The following is a 15,080-nucleotide window of genomic DNA, read 5'->3' as shown; positions in this document are numbered from 1 at the left end:
TCAGAGGCACCAATCCTCCATCCGGATGCCGGGAATTCGAACAAAATCGCGACGATTTCGAGTCACAACAACGGCGTCATTCTCAAGTGCGATTGCGGCGATTCGGAGATCCATGATCCCCACATTCAATTTGAGCGTCTTGAGATAGGCAACTCTCGCGATCGCAGGCTCAGAATAGGGCAAGATTCGCCATCTGGCCAATCGAAACACGGCTTGGCCAAGTCGATCATAGGCATGGGCGATTTCGCGAGGATGGCGAGCTTGTTTGAGCAAGGTGTACCAGCCGGTCAACTGTTCCTCGACGGTGACGATGGATATCGCAAGCTCCGTCGCCGAACGCGAATCGAGCCTGCTGACGACGCCCTTATCTTCGTGGTAGTAAAGGGATAGGGTGTCGGTGTCGAGGAGGTAGATACTCATAGAGCATCGGGGTCCTCATCAAGCCTGCGTCGATTCTGCGCCATAGCCTCACGCCACGCTTCGTACATGGGATCGTCTCTCAGATATCCCGCGTCCTGCTTCCACGGGGCCTCGATGTCCGAGAGGCTCAACTCTGTCATCGTCGCCCCGGCTTCCACGCGCGATCGAACGCGTTCCGCGAGACGAGAGATCGCTTCCTCGGCAGTCTGCCCATCGGCCACCAGGCCGACCGAGAGTCCGCCGGCTCCAATGGCTCGAAATCCGACGTCGATCGGCTCGATGATGACGGGGAGTTCCACTCTTGCCTCCTTCCCTTCTGCTTGGCTCCTCTTGACACGCTGATTATACGGGTGATCGCCCGATCGATGAAGCCGTCCACCGAATCCGGGCCCCGCCCGGGCCCCCTCAGTGCGGCAACCCCAGCACGCACGGTAACTGGTCGTTCTTCTTCGGGTCGAGCGAGAGATTCGTCTCCAGCCCATCGGCAATCCGGTAGGCGTAGACCTGCATGACACCCTTTCCGGGGGCGGCCTTGTCCGAGTCGTGGATCACAGAGGATTCGTCGGGGTTCCACTTGAGGTACTCGTCGATGGTCGCGCGGTCGTCGGGCGTGATCTTCGTCTCGATCTCTTCCGGCCGGGTGACCCCGACGACGGCGAGCGTGACCCGACGATCCGCCAGGGCCCATCGCAGGGCCGCCGTGCGGAGCCTCGCCCGCCGCTCCGGCGAGAAGCTCGGGGCGATCGCGGCGGCCGATCGCGACGCGGTCCCGGAACGGGAGCTGCGGCCCGTACCCGGCCTGCCACTTCTCGACCATCGCCGACCCGCCCATGCCCAGGATGGGAAGGTCCGTAACCGTCTTGCCGAATCGACGACGCGGGATTCCCGCGGCTTATTACCTCGGCAAGGAAGAAGATCACCGTGATAGGGCTCTTACCGCTGACAGGGAAGCCGGCCCGCATTCACTTCCCCCCTTACGAAGGGGGGATTCAGGGGGGTGAATTCGATCGCCCTGGCCGGCACCAAGCACCCCCTCCAACTCCCCCTTCGTAAGGGGGAGAGCCGGATTTCGCGTCCCCGAGCGTGGGGGGATTCAGGAGGCCGTTCGATATCCGTGAGCTTGATCAACTTCCTTGCCGGGGTAATAACGGCCCTCGACACCCGGGCCCGAGGCCGAGCCGTCACGGGAGGACACACCGGCCGCCCCCCTCTTCGCCCGGCCAGCCCGGCGGTCAGGAAGCCTCGGCGATCGATCGAGACCCGTCTCGAATCGTCTGCCAGCCCCATCCCCATGACATCACCCCGACCCGACGGCGGAACGTAGGTCGTCATGGGATGTCGGCTTTACACTCCCGAACGGCCGCGTCCATCCCTCCGCTCGGATTGAGATGGCTCCTGAGGCGAGGTTGGAAATCACCCGAAGGAGTGCAGGCAGGGTGACGCCCGCTTCGGGAAGGTGGCTCGGAACGGATTGAAGAGTCTAGGAATCGAGCTGGAGACCGTTCCAAAGCTGAATGCTGTATTCCTGGCCGCGTTGCGGCCAAAAATCGGGGCGAGAGGATTTGAACCTCCGACCTCACGGACCCGAACCGTGCGCTCTAGCCAAGCTGAGCTACGCCCCGTCATCGCGTAGGTTGAATCTTAGCGATTACGCGTGACCTGTCAACCGCAGGGCACGGAAGTCGCGCGAGTTTGCAGGTTCAGCGGCGGGGACCCTGGCGCCTCTCCTCCCGAGGAAGAGCGGCCGCGGGGGCGTGGCGCTCGAGGGGTGTCTGGGTGCGGGCGAGGAACGAATGCCAGTCGCGCTCGGTCGCGGCGAGATCCTCGCCGAAGGCTCGCCGGAAGGCGGCGACCGTGCGGTCATCGCGGGACAGGTCTCCCAGCGAGGCGTCGCGGCTGCGGAGCGTATCGACGAACCGCAGGTACTGGCTCGATCGCTCCAATCGCAGGAAATAGACGAGCGCCCAGGTCTGGGCGTAGGCGTCACGCTGGTAGCCGTGGCCGAAGCCCCGGTCGCGCAGGAGGGGCTCGAGGGCGGGGGCGGGCTCGATACTTCGCCAGTCTCGGAGCCGAAGGTCATGGGCCCGGGAGATCCCGGCCCAGCGGCCTCCGCGGACGACCTCGAACTGCGCGGCGAGTCCCTCCTGGAACCAGATCGGGAAATCGTCGTGGCGCGATTGCAGGCCGCTGCCCGCCGCGAGCAGGTGGACCATCTCGTGCGCGGCCGTCCCGTCGTCGATCGCCAGCCGCTCGGCCTCGAGCAGCAGCTCCCCCCGCTGGACCTCGCGATCGAGCCGATCCGCGAGGGCCCGGCCCTCGGCGCGGGCGAGCGTCCGCGGGGGCTCGCCCGTCAGCACGACCCGGAGCTTCGCCCCCGCCGGCAGACGATCCAGGGCCTGGCGGAACCGCCGGAGCTCTTCACGGCGGGCCTCGGCGGCTTCCCTCCCCTGCTCCTGGCGAGGGGATCGGCGGGAGTCGTAGGCCACAACGGCAGTCCACGTCGGATGGTAATACCCGTTGGTGGTGGAGAACGCACCGGCGTTCTGTGCGCGGAGGAAGGCGAGGTAATCCGACTGCTCGGAGTACCAGGCGAAGATCAGGCGATCCGTCGGCACTCGCAGCTCGATCCCTCGACCCGAGAAGTCCAGGTAGAAGCTCGTGATGACGCGCTCCAGGAGCGCGACGCGCCGGGCCGCCTCGACATCGGCCTGCCGATGCAGGAGGACCACATGCGGTCCCCGGGCGACCTCCATGGAGACGCCCAGGGCCTTGCGGAATCCCGTCAGGTCCGGATCGCGGCACGGCTCGGCCAGGCGCTGGAGCACGGCGGCCATGCGGGCCGCCGGAGCATGAGAGGGCTCGGCCTCGTGGAGGGCGCGGATCTCCGGCGCGATCTCGAGGGATAGTCCATTCTCGAGCCCCCACCAGATCGCCTCGTACCGGCCCGCGGCCCCCTCGGATTGCGCCCGGGCCCGCCGATCCGGCCACTCGGCCTCGGGGGAGAATCCGGCGACGAGCTTGCGGAAATCGGCTCGGTGGAAGTCGCGGACCGCATCGAGGAACGTGATTTCGACCCGGTCGCCGTCCACCTTCGCCGGGGCCTGGATCTCTCCGCCCTTCTCGAAGTAGAGGAGATCCGCACGCCCCAGGCCCTGGATCCACCAGGCCGTAAGCACGATCGCCAGGACGTGTCGCGGCACGATTCGAGTCCTGGACATGGGGCGCCGATCCTCCTGGCCCGGGGACTCGACGGCATCCGCGGCCCCGGCCGGCAAGAGATGGGGGTCGGCCGACGGAAAAATCGCGGCCGGGGAACGGGAAATGCTAAAGAAACCGGTCAGATTCGACGGCCCCGGCGCACGGTCGTGTCGGCGGACCGCGTTAGAATCCGACAGGAAGTACATACAGGATCGGTTTGTCAATCGGTGATCCGCCACGACACCGGGATGCCAGGGAGGTCAGCATGCTCGTTCTCAGTCGTAAGCCCTTGCAGTCGATCATGATCGGGACGGATATCAAGATCACGATCGTCAAGGTGGAGCGGAACCAGATCCGGATCGGGATCGAGGCACCCCGGGATGTCGCGATCCTCCGCAGCGAGCTCGCGCAGGACTCGACCGACGAGATGAGTGCGGCTGTCGGCCAGGCCGAGCCCGCCGAGATCCTCGCCTGAATTGTCGGCGATCGGACGGTCGCGGGCGGGTCCGCCGGCGATGGGACATGGAGCCCGATTCCGGACTCGTGAGGCCCCAACGATCTGACCATCGGCGGCTGCGACGCGGCCGCCGATGGTCGGGTGCGTTGGAATAGTCTCGTACTCAGAACGCGCCCGGCGCCGCGCTTTCCTCGGAGGACTCCCCGGCGTCCTCATCGGTCTCGCTGCCGGCGAAGAGCCGCTTGGCCTTGTCGCCGACGGCGAAGGACTCCAGGCAGTAGGCGATCTTCGGCTTGACCACGGTCGGGCCATCGGCCTTCAGGTACTCGAAGACGAGTGCGACCTCATACGGATTCGCCTTGCCGTCGCCGTAGAAGTCGACCTGGATTTCCTTGCCGTTGTTGGGGTCGAGCGTCACGGCCCGGAACGCGTTTCCCTTCCGCACGTCTTCCTTGAGCTTGCCGGCCTCGACCTCGACGCCGTAGGCGGCCTTCACGAGGTCCAGGACCTCGGCCCGGAAATCGCCCCGGGGCGCGTTCTCCGGCTGCGGAGCGGCTCCCTTCTTGGCCGCCGCCTTGGGTCGCTTGACGCGACCCAGGATGTGGAGGCTCTGCTTCTGGTCCTCAATGAAGCTGGCCTCGACGTCGAATCGGCCGGGCTCGATCGGGGTCATCATGAACGCCTGGGTCGGCCCGGTCATCTCCTTGGGCGGCCGGACGTAGATCTGGAGCTCCTCCAGCTTCCCCTTGGTGGAAGGGGGGGTGAGGTTGTTGTCCAGGTCCCGCTGATACTTCATCTGCGCGATCGTGAGCCGGAGTCGATCCTCGTAGTTCTTCGTGCCGCAACCGGCCGCCAGTACGAGAGTCATGCCAAGAGTGATTGCGACCGCCCGCCTCATGTCTCTCTCCTTGTCTGCGAGACGTGTTCCGATCGTGCGATCGTCGCCCCGCTTCGAGGGCCTTTTCGGCCCCGCACGACTCGTCCCGTCGCGTCTCGAGTCTTCCGGATCTCGACCCGAACCTGGTAGCCTTGAGATTCTAGTCTCCCGCCGCCAGCGAAACCAGTTGGGAGAGGTCTTCGAGGGACCGCGTGCCATGGCAGGAGAAGCGAACCCAGCTTCGGACGAGTCCACCGCGGCGGCCCCGCACACGGGCCCCCGGGCGCGGACGCTCAAGGTCACCGCCACGGTCAAGCCGTTTCGGGCGCAGGCCGTCCTTTCGGCGCTCGGATCGGTCGAGATCCTGGCGGCGACGGTCCGCGAGGCGATGGGGTACGGCCGGCAGAAGAATCGCCTGAATCGCTACCTGGGGAGCGAGTACAACGCCTCGTTCCTGCCCAAGGTGGAGCTGACGGTCTTCGTCGAGCGGGAGCACCTCGAGGCCGCGATCTCGGCCATCGAGAGCCAGGCGCGAACCGGCCGCATCGGGGACGGCAAGATCCTGGTCCAGGCGTGCGCCTTCGAGACGATCGGATGGTAGCGTAGGCCCCCGGCGGCCTGGCGGTCGAGTTCGTCGATGGCCCCGGTCAATGCGGCGTGTCGATCCAGAGGACCCGCCGGATCCGGGGGATGTCCGCGCCGGGGCGGAGGTCCACGAGCTGCTGCCTGGGGACCGCATCCGGGTTCTCTGCCCGCAAGAGCCCGTACTGGCCGCAATCCTGGAACCACCGGACGATGGGACGGTCGTCGATCCAGGCCACCACCATCTTGCCGTCGAGGTGGGCGGACTCTTCCGGGTCCCGCGAATACGAGATCAGGGCGCCGTCGGCCACGACCGGGGCCATCGCGTCGCCTTCCACCCGGATGCCGCGGTTCTCCTGCTGGGCCTCGAGCAGCTCCTTACGGGCCGGGGAGGTGTGCGGAATCTCGAACTGCGTCAGCGACCGGGAGCCGGCCCGCTCGGAGACGAAGCCCGATTGGTCGGCCTCGCCGTTCTCGAGGAGTTGCAGCGCCGTGCGCAGGAGGTGGCCCACCTTGCCGACGGAGGACCTGTCCCCGGAGTCATGTTCAAGGAGGGACCCCTGGCGGAACTTGGGCCCCTTCCCGGAGAGCAGCCAGGTCGGCTCGACGGAGGTCAGCTCGATGATCCGGAGCACGACCTCGGCGGGGACCGTGACCCCACCTTCGTAGTTGTACCAGGTCCTCACGGGGATACCGAGGCGGCGGGCCATTTCCGGCCCGCCGCGATCGCCGAAGAGTTCGAGGCGTAAGGCCGCCAACCGCTCGGCGAGGGCATGCTTGGCCCTGAGGGATTCCGGGAGGGTTTTGCGACGAGCCATGCGAGGTGCTCCGCAAGCCGTGAGGCCGTGATGGCAGGACTCAATCCTGGCGGCACGAGGTTCTGTAGAGACGAAGTATCAACGCCCGACAAAGCTATTTAAGGCCATGCGGCGGAGAAATCAATCAATATTTTCGGGAAGTGTCCAACTTCTCCGGCCGGAGGCGCCGAACGAGCCCCGTATGCAACAGGATCGGGCCGAGGGGCGGAAGCGGGCATCATTCGTCGTCGAGCTTCAGGTCCATGAGGAACTGCGCGACGGCATCCTCTTCCTCCTTGCTGGAGGCGGCGCCCGAGCTCCCCGCGGGCTCGCCCGCGTCCTCGCCCGCACCGTCGGCCGCAGCCTTCTTCGAGGGCGAGGCCCCCGCTGCCGCGGGGGCGGACTTCTTGGAGGGCTTGGGTGGTGGCGGCGGCTCGTCGTCGAGGGGGATGATGTCGATGTGGTCGGCCGCCTCCTCGTCGTCGTCATCGACGGCGACCACGAATTCCTCGTCGTCGTCGATGGCGAACTCGACGTCATCCTCGGCGGGCAGCGCCTCGAGCTCCGAAGTGTCCGATGGCTTGGGCTTGGCGGCTCCGGACGCGGGCCTCGACGGCGCGGGGGTCGCGCCCGACTGGCCGACGCGAAGGGTCACGCCGCCCACCATCAGCTCGTCGCCGGCCTTCAACGCCTGCTGTCCCAGGACGCGCTTGCCGTTGACGTACGTCCCGTTGGCGCTGCCGAGATCGCGGACCAGCAGCTTGTCCTCGTTGACGATCACCTCGCAGTGCTTCCGGCTCACCTGGGACGATCGGATCCGGATGAGGCAATCGTCGTGTCGGCCGACGCTGTTCACCCCCGGCGCCAGCTTCAGGTTGGTCGCCTCGCTGCGGCCACGGACGATCTGGAGGAGGTAATTCATCTCTAGGCAACCCCGGGTAGCTGGGCCACTGGAATGGACGGCTTTTCGCGATGAGTGATGGATATTCCGAGAGAAATGCGGCGTGAGCGACGCGCAATAACAGGCTACACGCTCCAGAAGGAGGACGCAAATGGAAAGCCGTGCATGCGTTGCATGATCTCGGGGCGGCCGGACGGGTCTTCGGGCGGCGGATCGCGGAGGTTTGGTCGGAAGCGTCTTGCATTCCGGCGCGAGGCTCCTATACTGAGATCGTCGTCGATGCGAGCGGCCATCCCGGGCACAAGCCCGCGGGGGATGGGGGTCCATCGAGCATCGCGGGAGTAGCTCAGGGGTAGAGCACCACGTTGCCAACGTGGTTGTCGTGGGTTCAAATCCCATCTCCCGCTCTGACGTATAGCCTCCGGGGTGGCCTTCTCGCTCGAGCACGCGGGTCGCGTGATGGCGGATCAAGCCGTCCCGGCCTGTCGTGAATCGTGATCGAGGATGCCGAGATGAGCAGCGGGGAAGAGCACGAAACGTCCGTGTCGGTGACAGACCAGCCCTCCGATGAGGCGGCCGCCCAGGATCAGAGCGAAAAGCCGAAGCGGAAGCTGGAGATCGACGTTCATATCGCGGACGTCGGGCCGTGCAAGAAGCACCTCAAGGTCACCATCCCTCGCACGGAAATCGAGCATCAGTTCAACGAATCGCTGGGCACGTTCCAAAAGGACGCCCATGTGCCGGGGTTCCGGCCCGGTCACGCCCCGAAGCAGCTCGTCATCAAGCGATTCAAGAAGGAAGTCTCGGGGCAGGTCAAGTCGTCGATCCTGATGGCGAGCCTCGAACAGATTGACGCCGACTACAAGCTCAATCCGATCACTCAACCTCAGCTCGACGTCGATGCCATCACCCTCCCCGACGAAGGGCCGATGTCTTTCGAGATGGACGTGGAGGTCCGGCCCGAGTTTGCCCTGCCGGCCTACGAGGGCCTGAAGGTCAAGCGGCCTGTCAAGGAGATCAGCAATTCGGACGTCGAGGCCCAGCTCAAGAGCTTCCTCGAGCGGTACGCCCAGGTCGTGCCCAAGCTCGAAGGGACGGCGGAAATCGGCGATTATCTGACCGCCGACCTGAAGTTCCATCGACCCGACGGGGCTCCGCTCAGCGAGGTCAAGGAGACCCAGTTCCGCCTCCAGCCCGAGCTCCGATTCCAGGACGGCCACATCCCCTCCATGGGCAAGGTGCTGGCCGGAGTCAAGCCCGGCGAGACCCGCGAGGTGGAAGCCCAGCTCGGCACCTCGATCCCCGATCCGGAGCTTCGCGGCAAGACGGTCAAGGTGGACGTCGTGGTCCACGACCTGAAGCAGCTCCGCCTGCCGGAAGCCAACGCGTCCTTCCTCGAGCGAATCGGCTTCGACAGCCTGGATGAGCTTCGCGACGCCGTGCGATCGTCGCTCCAGCGCCGCTACGCGTCCCAGCAGAGGCAGGCGGTCCGGCGCCAGATCATGGACGCCCTGATCGCCGAGACCCCCTTCGACCTCCCGCCCGACCTCGTCTCCCGCCAGGAGCGGTCGACGACCGCGCGGCTGGTCTCCGAGCTTCGTCAGGGGGGCTACTCCGACAACGACATCCGGGCACGCGAGGCGGAAGTCCGGGCGAACGCACACGAGATCACCCTCCGTTCGCTCAAGGAGTTCTTCCTCCTCGCCAAGATCGCCGAGGCCGAGGGGATCGAGGTCGAGCAGGACGACATCGACATGGAAATCGAGGCCCTCGCCGCCCGGACCGACGAGAGCGCCCGCCGGATCCGCGCCCGCCTCGAGAAGGAAGGCCTGGGCGAGTCCCTCGCCACCCAGATCCTCGAGCGCAAGGTGCTCGACCACATCCTCACGCGGGTCGAGATCACGGACGAGGCCGCCGTGGAGACCGAGTCTGCCGTCGAGACCCTGGACCAGACCGCGACGCCGGCGGCCGAGGATGTGGCCCCGGCGGCCGAGGATGCGGCCCCGGCGGATGCCGCGACCGAGTCTTGAGGATCGGCCGACTCGCGGCGAAGGGCCGACGCCGGCCAACTCGCCGGCGGCGGTCCCTTGTCCGGACGGCTCCCCGTACCTATCGTTTAGACGGATTGTCATGCGCCCCTGCCCTTGACCCCGGCCTCCACCGCCCTGCCCCGACGGCGCGGCGAGAGTCCGGGGCGGTGATCCACAGGACCGATCCATGCCGTTCGATCATCCGCTCGCGGACCCCAAGCTCCAGCGCTATCGCGACTACGCCCGCCAGCGGCAGATGACGCTCGGCGACCTGCTGCTGGAGAACCGCATCGTCTTCCTCGAAGGGGTCATCAATGACGCCGTGGCCAACATGGCCGTCATGAAGTTCCTCTACCTGCAGTACGAGAACCGCACCCAGGGGATCAGCTTCTACATCAACAGCCCCGGGGGGAGCGTCAGCAGCACCCTGGCCATCTACGACACCATGCAGTTCATCGAGTGCCCCATCGCCACCTATTGCATCGGCCTGGCGGCCTCCGGCGCCGCGGTCCTGCTGGCGGGGGGCTCGAAGGGCCGGCGATACTCGCTGCCGCACTCCAAGATCATGATCCATCAGCCCTACGGCCAGGTCGGCGGCCAGGTCTCCGACATCGAGATCCAGGCCGAGGAGATCGTCAAGAGCCGCCAGGTCATCAACGAGATCCTCGCCCGCCACACCGGCCAGCCGATCGAGCGGATCGCCCGCGACACCGAGCGCGACCGCTATCTGAGCGCGATGCAGGCCAAGGAATACGGCCTCGTCGACGAGGTCGTCGGGCGGATCCCCGGCGGGGCCCTCGGCGAGAAGGGGCCCGGATCCAGCGTCGTCTCCGCGTCCCCGTCCTCGCCGTCGCCGGAAGTCCGCTAGCCGGAACCCGTCCCGCCGCCAATTTACTCGATTCCGAAGGGCTTTCCATCCATGCCACTGGTCCCGATCGTCATCGAACGAAGCGGCCGCGAAGAGCGGGCGATGGACATCTATTCCCGCCTGCTCCAGGACCGCATCATCATCCTGGGGACCGCGATCGACGACAACGTCGCCAACCTGATCGTCGCCCAGATGCTGGTCCTGGCCCACCAGGACGCCAAGGCCGATATCCACCTTTACATCAACAGCCCCGGGGGCAGCGTCACCGCCGGCATGGCGATCTACGACACCATGCAGTGGGTGCCGTGCGACGTCGCCACGTACTGCATCGGCCAGTGCGCCAGCATGGGCTCGCTGCTCCTGACCGCCGGCGCCAAGGGCAAGCGGAACGCCCTCCCCCACAGCCGGATCATGATCCACCAGCCGCTCGCCGGCATGGAAGGCACGGCCACCGAGATCCTCATCCATGCGGAGGAGTTCATCCGCATGAAGAAGCAGCTCAACGGGATCTACAACAAGCACACCGGCCAGACCCTGGAACGGCTCCAGGAAGATACCGACCGCGACCGCTTCATGGGGCCCGATGAGGCCAAGGAATACGGCCTGATCGACAACGTCGTCGACCGTGCCCCGATGTTCCCCGCGAATCCCGAGCGGGTCTGATCGCCGACGCGAAGCCCGGTCCTCACTCGGACGACCGGGCTTCTTCGCGCGCGGACGCCACCAGCTCGCGGAGGACCGGCTCGTTGGCCTCCGGGAAGCGGAGCGTCTCGAGCTCCCTGGGGTGGACCCAGCGGAACTCGTGCGTCTGGGCCGGCTCGGCCCGGGGGTCGACCGGCTCGCAGTCGAAGACGTGGAGCCGGACGAGCCCGTGGGGGTAGCGGTGCTCGATGACGTGCCGGAGGCGGCTGACGGCGACCGCCAGGCCCGTCTCCTCCAGGCACTCTCGGGCGACGGCCTGCTCGGGAGTCTCCCCCGGCTCACACTTGCCGCCGGGGAATTCCCAGTAGCCGGCGTAGACCGTCCCCTCGGGCCGGCGCTGGACGTAGTAGCGGCCCGCGCGTTGGATCAGGCCGATGCCGACGCCCGTCGGCTCGCCGGCGGGCTCGGCCGGCCTCGCGTCCCCCTCGCTCACAGCTTGCCGGCCTTGATGGCCTCGACGGCCCGGCCCGGGGAGCCCATCACGTTGTAGCCGCAATCGACGTGGAGGACCTCGCCCGTGATGCCGCTGGCCAGGTCGGAGAGCATGAACATGCCGGATGAACCGACCTCCTCCCGTTCGATGTTCCGCTGCAAGGGAGAGACGGCCTCGTAGAGGCCGCCGAGGGCGTCCGCGTCGCCGACCGCGGAGGCGGCCAGCGTCTTGATCGGACCGGCGGAGACGGCGTTGACCCGGATCTTCTTGGGGCCGAGGTCATAGGCCAGGTACTTCACCGAGGCGTCGAGCGCGGCCTTGCAGACCCCCATCATGTTGTAGCCCTGGACGACCCGCTCGCCCCCGAAGTAGGTGAGCGTGAGGATGGAGCCGCCATTGGGCATGTACCGGGCGGCGTTCCGCGCGACGATGACCAGCGAATAGACGCTGATGTCCATCGCGGTCTTGAAGCCCTCGCGGCTGCATTCCGCGTAAGGACACTTGATGTCGTTGATCGGGGCGAAGGCGATCGAGTGGAGGACGAAGTCGAGCGAGCCGAACGCCTCTCCCGCCCTGTCGAACGCCGCCGCCACGTCCTCATCCTTCTGGACGTCGCAGGGGACCAGGAGCTTGGCGCCGATCGGGTCGGTGAGCTTGCGGACGCGGCGTTCCATCTTGTCGCCGGGGAGGTGGGTGAAGCCGACTTCCGCCCCTTGCTCGATGAGCTTCTGCGCGATGGCCCAGGCGATGCTGTAGTCGTTGGCAACCCCCAGCACGAGCCCCTTTTTCCCCGAGAAAATCCCCATCCCCGACCCCTTTCCCTCGCGGGCCCAATCCGCCCGCCGGCTCGTCGCATCGATCCTGGATCACGAAGATGTAAAATACCCGGACGCATGGGACCGCTCAACATGGAGTTTCGTCGCCGGAGGATTGCCGCCTTGTCCGAATCGACGCATGGATTGCCGGCCTGGCTGACGAAACCACGCGGCCCGTTGCTCACCCTCGGGAACCTTGAGCGGCTCGCGATCGCGGTCGGTGTCGCCCTGCGGATCGCCGAGTTCCTCGGGTTCCGCAACCTCTACCTGGACGAGCGGCTCCTGCTCGAGAACATCGTCGGCCGGGCTCCCTTCGACTTCCATCACGTCCTGGTGAACGACCAGATGGCCCCGCCGGGCTTCCTGGTCGTCGAGCGCCTGCTGGTCCACCTGCCCTTCCACGTGCTGGCCACGGCGCGGCTCTTCCCCTTGCTCTGCGGCATCGCCTGCGTCTTCCTGATGCGGACCGCGGCCCGCCGCTACCTGGACCCGCGGGCCGTGCCGATCGCCATCGCGACGCTGGCGCTCGGCGATCACCTGCTCTACTACTCGGCCGAGGTCAAGCAGTACTCGTGCGACCTGCTGATGGCCCTGGCGGCCCTGGCCCTCGCCTCGCCTTCCCCGGCCGACGACGGCGAGGCGAGTGGCGCCCGGCCGCTCGGCCGCCTGGCCGTGTTCGGCCTGATCGCCCCCTGGTTCTCATTCACGGTCCTCTTCGTGCTGGCGGGAATCGGGATGAAACTCCTGTGGGACGCGGTCCGAGGCCATGATCGAAGCAAGATCCTGGCCGTCGCCGGGATCGGGCTGGGTTGGGTCGTCAACATCGGCCTCTGCGTCCTGCTCTCCCGATCCATCCTCAGCAGCCGGGATTTCATCTGGGTCTGGTGGGATTTCGCGTTCCTGCCGATCCCGCCGCATACGGTCGCGGACGCGAGGCTGGTGGCCGAGTCGATGGCGAACGTCTTCATCAATCCGGGCAGCATTCTTTCGCCGCTCGACTTCACGGGGACCGCGGCGGTGGCCTCGGCGGTCGCCCTGATCGGCGGGCTCTCGCTGGGGAGGCGCCGGCCGGGCGCTCTCTGGCTCCTGGTCTCCCCCCTGCTCTTCGGCCTGGCGGCGTCCGCGGTCCGCCAGTACCCGTTCCACGGGCGGCTGGTCTTCTATCTGGTGCCGACGTACCACATGCTCCTCGCCGAGGGCATGGTGGCCCTCGGGCGTCGATCGCGGTGGATCTTGACCCTCTTGCTGGCGGCCTTCTTCCTCTATGGCGAGGCCGAGGAGGTCAGCCGGCACTACCTGATGCAGCCCCGGTTCCGCACGTTCGACTCGCACGGGGACCTCAAGAACGACCTCCTGGACGAGCTGGAGGCCCGCCGCCGGCCGAGGCGCAATCCGTGGCTGCCGCCCGGGACCCCGGCGGCCGTGAGTCCCGACTCACGATGACAGCCTCGGAATCCAATCCGCCGTCGCGACGACCTCGCTCAGGAATTGTCCCTGGGCGGTCAGGATGGCGCGATGCATCTCCTCGGCCGTCGTCGTCCCGCCGGCGTTGGAGAGGCTCAGCGTCCCGGTGGCGTCGCGAAGAAACTCCACCTTGAACCCGCGATGAACAGCCTGGCGGGCGGTCGTGTCGCAGCACATGTGGGTCATGTACCCGGCGATCGTCACCGCATCCACGCCCTGCCCGCGGAGCCATTCTTCCAGGTTCGTCCCGGTGAAGGAGCCGGGGAGGGTCTTCTCGATCACGATGTCGCGAGGCCGACGCGCGATCTCGGGGTGGAGCTGCCAGGTCGCGCTCCCCTTCCGGAAGATCGGTCCATCTTCCGTTTGGTGCTGGATCACCGCGACCGGGATCTTGCCCGTTGCGGCATCGATCACCTGGAGGATCCTGTCCAGGTGGCCGGCCGGATGGGTGATCGGCAGGGCTCCCGTGAAATACTCGTTCTGCACGTCGATCACGAGGAGGGCACGACGCATGATCGCTCCCGGGGTGAGGGCCGGCCTGAATGGTCCCTGGACGAATATCGGCACGATTCGGCGAATACACAGTGCACGTAGTATATCGTGGTCGGTTCGACCGTCCCCTCCCTCCGTCGGGAAGCTTCCATGGAAGTGACGTATCGGGTCTCTCGAATCCATCGCTTCATCGGGCTCGTGGGATTCGTCTTCGGGACCACGCTGGCCATCCTCGGCCCTTTCGCGGCCTTTGCCGACAAGCAGGAGCGCCTGCCGATCCGGGCCGCATGGTTCTCCGGAGGAGTCGGTCTCTTCTTCGCCGCCCTTGGAGGGATGCTGATTCTCATGTCCTATCGCAGGAAGCTGGCCATCCGCGGCTCGGGACTTGAGATCATCGGTGTTTTCCGCAACCGCGAGCTCGACTTGGGCGATGTGATCCGGGCGAAATGGCTTCCCCGTGGGCTCGTTCTCCGGGATGACTCGACGCGGCTCTCGATCGAGTTCGGCGAATGGGAGTGGACGGTTGGAGATTGCGATGCCTTCATCGGTCTCGTGCGATCCATGGTCGATCCCGAGGTTCAGTCCGGCTGGGACCTTTTCGCTTACAAGCGGGGGTACGGTCTACCGAGACGCCCTCCGGGCCAGGTCGATAAGGACGAGGTCCTGATCACCCGCCGCCGCTGGGCGTTCTACTGCTTACCGCTGGTGATCCTGGCCAGCCTCGGCGGAGTCGTCGCGTGGCGCATCGCCGGGCATCCTCGATTCCTGGTTGCCCCGGTCCTTCCACTCTTTCTCTGGGGAGGCCTGCACTTCTTTACGCCGGCCGAAGGCAAGGCCGTGACGAAGCTCCGGCGACGCTCTGACTCGCACGCGATGCGGTTCCCCATCTTCGCGCTACTCTGGGGGATGTTCGGCGTGCCGGCCGCGATCGCGATACCTCGGCTGTTCACACGACACGAGACGCTCGCGGAGATCACGTTCGTGGTCCTCTGGCTCGCCGTCCTGCTCTACGAGGCTGCCCAGCAAGACCGCCGCAACGCTCGT

17 protein-coding genes and 2 tRNA genes are annotated in these 15,080 nt (G+C 66.6%); 8 read left to right on the top strand and 11 right to left on the bottom strand.

The window, feature by feature from the left end:
- The 5 genes from G6O54_RS15355 to G6O54_RS15335 all read right to left on the bottom strand — a co-directional run bounded on the left by G6O54_RS15355 (nucleotide 1) and on the right by G6O54_RS15335 (nucleotide 3,638).
- Entirely contained in the window at nucleotides 1-420 is a 420-nt protein-coding gene (locus G6O54_RS15355) for a type II toxin-antitoxin system VapC family toxin (protein ID WP_165226527.1), read from the bottom strand.
- Nucleotides 417-719, bottom strand: a complete 303-nt coding sequence (locus G6O54_RS15350) for a hypothetical protein (RefSeq protein ID WP_165226526.1) — start codon at nucleotides 717-719, stop codon at nucleotides 417-419. The genes G6O54_RS15355 and G6O54_RS15350 overlap by 4 nt, the downstream gene beginning before the upstream one ends.
- Nucleotides 720-825: 106 nt before the next feature.
- Nucleotides 826-972 (bottom strand): hypothetical protein, encoded by a 147-nt coding sequence (locus G6O54_RS15345; protein WP_165226525.1) that lies wholly within the window; start codon nucleotides 970-972, stop codon nucleotides 826-828.
- A gap of 995 nt (nucleotides 973-1,967) precedes the next feature.
- Nucleotides 1,968-2,042 (bottom strand) — tRNA-Pro (locus G6O54_RS15340).
- A 78-nt stretch (nucleotides 2,043-2,120) separates the two neighbouring features.
- A complete protein-coding gene (locus G6O54_RS15335) occupies nucleotides 2,121-3,638 on the bottom strand; it encodes a DUF1570 domain-containing protein (protein ID WP_165226524.1) in 1,518 nt (505 codons plus the stop codon).
- Nucleotides 3,639-3,883: 245 nt separating this feature from the next.
- On the opposite strand from G6O54_RS15335, the gene G6O54_RS15330 reads away from it, so the two are divergent.
- Nucleotides 3,884-4,093: a carbon storage regulator gene (locus tag G6O54_RS15330; protein ID WP_165226523.1), complete on the top strand. Its 210-nt coding sequence runs from the start codon at nucleotides 3,884-3,886 to the stop codon at nucleotides 4,091-4,093.
- 145 nt (nucleotides 4,094-4,238) lie between these two features.
- On the opposite strand, the gene G6O54_RS15325 is transcribed toward G6O54_RS15330, so the two are convergent.
- Nucleotides 4,239-4,943, bottom strand: a complete 705-nt coding sequence (locus tag G6O54_RS15325) for a hypothetical protein (protein ID WP_165226522.1) — start codon at nucleotides 4,941-4,943, stop codon at nucleotides 4,239-4,241.
- A gap of 226 nt (nucleotides 4,944-5,169) precedes the next feature.
- On the opposite strand from G6O54_RS15325, the gene G6O54_RS15320 reads away from it, so the two are divergent.
- On the top strand, nucleotides 5,170-5,553 hold the full coding sequence (locus G6O54_RS15320) for a P-II family nitrogen regulator (RefSeq protein WP_165226521.1): 384 nt from the start codon (nucleotides 5,170-5,172) through the stop codon (nucleotides 5,551-5,553).
- Between the two features lie 46 nt (nucleotides 5,554-5,599).
- Here the strand turns inward: G6O54_RS15320 and G6O54_RS15315 are convergent, their stop codons facing one another.
- Both G6O54_RS15315 and G6O54_RS15310 read right to left on the bottom strand, forming a co-directional pair.
- Nucleotides 5,600-6,352 carry a S24 family peptidase gene (locus tag G6O54_RS15315; RefSeq protein ID WP_165226520.1) on the bottom strand — a complete coding sequence of 251 codons (753 nt, stop codon included), beginning with the start codon at nucleotides 6,350-6,352 and terminating at the stop codon, nucleotides 5,600-5,602.
- Between the two features lie 217 nt (nucleotides 6,353-6,569).
- Complete coding sequence (locus G6O54_RS15310) at nucleotides 6,570-7,253, bottom strand: FHA domain-containing protein (RefSeq protein WP_165226519.1); 684 nt, start codon at nucleotides 7,251-7,253, stop codon at nucleotides 6,570-6,572.
- Between the two features lie 314 nt (nucleotides 7,254-7,567).
- Here G6O54_RS15310 and G6O54_RS15305 point away from each other — a divergent pair.
- The 4 genes from G6O54_RS15305 to G6O54_RS15290 all read left to right on the top strand — a co-directional run bounded on the left by G6O54_RS15305 (nucleotide 7,568) and on the right by G6O54_RS15290 (nucleotide 10,793).
- A tRNA-Gly gene (locus G6O54_RS15305) sits at nucleotides 7,568-7,639 on the top strand.
- A gap of 105 nt (nucleotides 7,640-7,744) precedes the next feature.
- Nucleotides 7,745-9,262, top strand: a complete 1,518-nt coding sequence (gene tig, locus G6O54_RS15300; RefSeq protein WP_165226518.1) for a trigger factor — start codon at nucleotides 7,745-7,747, stop codon at nucleotides 9,260-9,262.
- A 187-nt stretch (nucleotides 9,263-9,449) separates the two neighbouring features.
- Nucleotides 9,450-10,130 (top strand): ClpP family protease, encoded by a 681-nt coding sequence (locus tag G6O54_RS15295; RefSeq protein WP_165226517.1) that lies wholly within the window; start codon nucleotides 9,450-9,452, stop codon nucleotides 10,128-10,130.
- 51 nt (nucleotides 10,131-10,181) lie between these two features.
- Nucleotides 10,182-10,793 (top strand): ATP-dependent Clp protease proteolytic subunit, encoded by a 612-nt coding sequence (locus tag G6O54_RS15290; RefSeq protein ID WP_165226516.1) that lies wholly within the window; start codon nucleotides 10,182-10,184, stop codon nucleotides 10,791-10,793.
- Nucleotides 10,794-10,815: 22 nt separating this feature from the next.
- Here G6O54_RS15290 and G6O54_RS15285 read toward each other — a convergent pair whose 3' ends face one another.
- Together G6O54_RS15285 and G6O54_RS15280 are read right to left on the bottom strand one after the other, a co-directional pair.
- Nucleotides 10,816-11,265: a (deoxy)nucleoside triphosphate pyrophosphohydrolase gene (locus G6O54_RS15285; RefSeq protein ID WP_250846909.1), complete on the bottom strand. Its 450-nt coding sequence runs from the start codon at nucleotides 11,263-11,265 to the stop codon at nucleotides 10,816-10,818.
- The gene (locus G6O54_RS15280; RefSeq protein ID WP_165226515.1) at nucleotides 11,262-12,071 is read right to left on the bottom strand and encodes an enoyl-ACP reductase FabI; all 810 of its coding nucleotides are present in this window, start codon (nucleotides 12,069-12,071) and stop codon (nucleotides 11,262-11,264) included. Before G6O54_RS15280 ends, G6O54_RS15285 begins: the two co-directional genes overlap by 4 nt.
- Before the next feature lie 132 nt (nucleotides 12,072-12,203).
- On the opposite strand from G6O54_RS15280, the gene G6O54_RS15275 reads away from it, so the two are divergent.
- Nucleotides 12,204-13,523, top strand: coding sequence for a hypothetical protein (locus tag G6O54_RS15275; RefSeq protein ID WP_165226514.1), 1,320 nt, complete (start codon nucleotides 12,204-12,206; stop codon nucleotides 13,521-13,523).
- On the opposite strand, the gene G6O54_RS15270 is transcribed toward G6O54_RS15275, so the two are convergent.
- Entirely contained in the window at nucleotides 13,515-14,057 is a 543-nt protein-coding gene (locus tag G6O54_RS15270) for a cysteine hydrolase family protein (RefSeq protein ID WP_165226513.1), read from the bottom strand. The genes G6O54_RS15275 and G6O54_RS15270 overlap by 9 nt on opposite strands.
- A 129-nt stretch (nucleotides 14,058-14,186) precedes the next feature.
- On the opposite strand from G6O54_RS15270, the gene G6O54_RS15265 reads away from it, so the two are divergent.
- Nucleotides 14,187-15,080, top strand: an 894-nt coding sequence (locus G6O54_RS15265; protein ID WP_165226512.1) for a hypothetical protein, incomplete at its 3' end; no start/stop codon positions are given.

It is taken from the genome of Aquisphaera insulae, assembly GCF_011064615.1.
Classification (GTDB): Bacteria; Planctomycetota; Planctomycetia; order Isosphaerales; family Isosphaeraceae; genus Aquisphaera; species Aquisphaera insulae.
Note: the sequence above shows the minus strand (reverse complement) of the source record. Positions and strands in the feature narration are given on the sequence as shown.